This is a genomic window from Actinomyces provencensis, assembly GCF_900155435.1.
GTDB classification, from domain to species: Bacteria; Actinomycetota; Actinomycetes; order Actinomycetales; family Actinomycetaceae; genus Pauljensenia; species Pauljensenia provencensis.
Genome location: NZ_LT700218.1, coordinates 1 through 1,900, shown reverse-complemented (window position 1 = coordinate 1,900; position 1,900 = coordinate 1). Strand labels below are relative to the sequence as shown.

Genomic DNA, 1,900 nt, shown 5'->3' with positions numbered 1-1,900 from the left:
GAGCTTGCTTCCTGGCAGTCCGCGACCAACGATGATCAGCGGCAAGTCGACTGGCAGTTCACCGCGGACGACGCCCGCATCAAACTCCGTCACCTATACCCAAATACTTAGCCGCGACGATCTACTAGGAGTTTCTACTCCTGTTCGATACCAGTGCCGAGCCTGAGGGAGCAAGAGGCTGTTTCTGCACGTCTTCGATCGTTTGGTGAAATCACGAGTGATCTCTCGGCGGGACTTCCTGCTGAAATTGCGGCTCGCCGACAGCAGTACGAGTACTACCGCGACCGTCTGCTGACCTTCAAGGAGAAGGCATCGTGACGGGAAAACACATCGAGCTGTTCCTCGCGGACGGCGTTCCCGGAGGGATCACGACCGCGCGCGTGGCGGGCTGGACAGGCAACGTCTTGCTGGGTCCACGGTCCAAGCTGGCCGAGATCCTCAAGCGTCCCGAGACGCAGGGCAACGGCACCTACATGCTCGTCGGTGACGACCGTTCGGCTGTGGGCGACACTCGCTGCTACATCGGCAAGACGGAGAGATTCAACGATCGCTTTCATCAGCACGATGCGAAGAAGGAGTTCTGGGACCGACTGGTCGTCATGACTTCGACGGACGACTCCTTCAACGAGGGACACTGGGGATACTTGGAGTACCGACTGGTCCAGCTGGCAGCGAGTGCAGCTCGGGTGTCCTTGGAGAACACTCAGAATCCTCAGCCCAGAAAGCTGTCCGAGGCGCAGGTCTCCGACATGGAAGCCTTCGTCGATCAACTGCAGGTTGTCCTGCCGGTCCTGGGTGTCAATGCCCTTCGTCGGGTGAAGCCAGTCGATGCGCCGGTCCCAGAGCCGGATCCCACCGAGTCGCCGCTCTTCACCTTGAGTGTTCCCCGGAACTCGATCAGGGCTCACGCCAAGGTGGACGGCGACGAGTTCGTCATGCTCAAGGACTCAGTGGTCGTCTCCGCCTGGAGTACCCAAGGGCGCGCCGAGAGCACTCGACGCGCCTATGCGTCGTACAAGGCCCAGTTCGATGCCCTCGTCGCTGACGGCTCGATCGCTGTCAGGGGAGCGCATGGCGTTCTGACTCGTGATGTTCCGTTCTCATCTCCGTCGACCGCCGGAGCAATCGCCGTCGGTCACTCATGCAACGGACGGACTTCGTGGATCTGGCCCGGCGGAACGTACGCCGATTGGGAGAACCGAGGATTATGATGAAGAGTTCGGACCTGCCAACAACACGCATCGAACCGATCTCAGTGGGCACCGAGTCCACGGTCGTCGCTGAGTACGCGGCCCCGCTTTCGTCGGAGGAAGGATACGAGAGTGAAGCTGCGCTGGAGCGGCGCTTCATCGAGCTGCTGAGCTCGCAGGCCTACGAGTACCTCCCGCTGAGGTCGGAGGAAGCACTGATCGAGAACCTGCGGCGCCAGCTGGAGACACTGAACTCCCTGATCTTCTCGGATACCGAGTGGCAGCGGTTCTTCTCGGAGGTGATCTCCTCGAAGAAGGACGGGATCATCGAGAAGACGCGGCGCCTGCAGCGTGACCACATCCAGTTGCTGCACCGCGACGACGGCACGACGCGCAACGTCTACCTGCTGGACAAACAGCGCATCCACAACAATCGTCTGCAGGTCATCAACCAGTACGAGCCGGATACCGGGGCGCGTGCGACGCGCTTCGACGTGACGATCCTGGTCAATGGGCTACCGATGGTGCATGTCGAGCTCAAGCGTCGCGGCGTCGACATCCGCGAGGCGTTCAACCAGATCAACCGCTATAGCGTGAACAGAACGAGTTCTTACAGTTTGTAGGGGAATGTGTTTCCGGTGATGAATGTTTCGAACGCGTGGCGGGTCTGTTCGAACGTGTCGCGTTGGAGGTTGGAGATCTGGGCCTTG

Annotated in this window: 2 protein-coding genes; both read left to right on the top strand. The window is 60.3% G+C overall.

Annotated features, from left to right (window positions below; translation table 11 throughout):
- Positions 1 to 314: 314 nt before the first annotated feature.
- Positions 315 to 1,211: a GIY-YIG nuclease family protein gene (locus tag BQ9890_RS14320; RefSeq protein WP_075893327.1), complete on the top strand. Its 897-nt coding sequence runs from the start codon at positions 315 to 317 to the stop codon at positions 1,209 to 1,211.
- Positions 1,208 to 1,813, top strand: coding sequence for a type I restriction endonuclease (locus tag BQ9890_RS14315; RefSeq protein ID WP_230298048.1), 606 nt, complete (start codon positions 1,208 to 1,210; stop codon positions 1,811 to 1,813). The genes BQ9890_RS14320 and BQ9890_RS14315 overlap by 4 nt, the downstream gene beginning before the upstream one ends.
- Positions 1,814 to 1,900: the final 87 nt, after the last annotated feature.

Coding starts and splice junctions, on each gene's coding strand:
- BQ9890_RS14315 (WP_230298048.1), top strand. CDS start 1,208: ATGATGAAGAGTTCGGACCTGCCAACAACACGCATCGAACCGATCTCA.